This is a genomic window from Desulfonatronum sp. SC1 (assembly GCF_003046795.1).
Lineage (GTDB): Bacteria > Desulfobacterota > Desulfovibrionia > Desulfovibrionales > Desulfonatronaceae > Desulfonatronum.
In genome coordinates this window covers 1-448 of record NZ_PZKN01000149.1, presented here as the reverse complement: position 1 = coordinate 448, position 448 = coordinate 1, and the positions used below count along the sequence as shown (strand labels likewise).

Sequence of the window (448 nt, the reverse complement as noted above, 5' to 3'; positions counted from 1 at the left end):
GTTTAGGACTTATCGCGCTGCTTATAGAGTAATTAGTAGAGCAAATCGTATACTTGACAATATTGAAAGATTGCCAGAATCATCGTTAAGAAATAATATAGAAGGAGAAGCTTTAGCGCTACGCGCCATATTGCATTTCGATATTGCTAGAGTATATTGTAAGATACCGACACAATCTACTGATGCAAAACAGAGCCTTGGTATTTACTATTCAAAGCAGTTCGATCCAAATGCATTAAATCGCCGGGTGGGTACTACTGTAGACCAGGTCTATTTAAATGTGATTGCTGATCTTGAGCGAGCTTATTCCTTGGTAAATGCCAACAATGGAATTGGTCGACTTAACAAGTCGGCAATTGCGGGTCTACTTTCACGTGTTTATCTATATTATGGCAACTATCCAAAAGTCGTTGAATATGCTGATATAGCTATTCCTGCAGGGTCATCC

The 448-nt window shown here is 39.1% G+C and carries 1 protein-coding gene; it reads left to right on the top strand.

Going from position 1 to position 448, the window contains the following annotated elements; genetic code table 11:
* On the top strand, nucleotides 1-448 hold a 448-nt coding region (locus C6366_RS18695; RefSeq protein WP_146164945.1), incomplete at both ends, for a RagB/SusD family nutrient uptake outer membrane protein.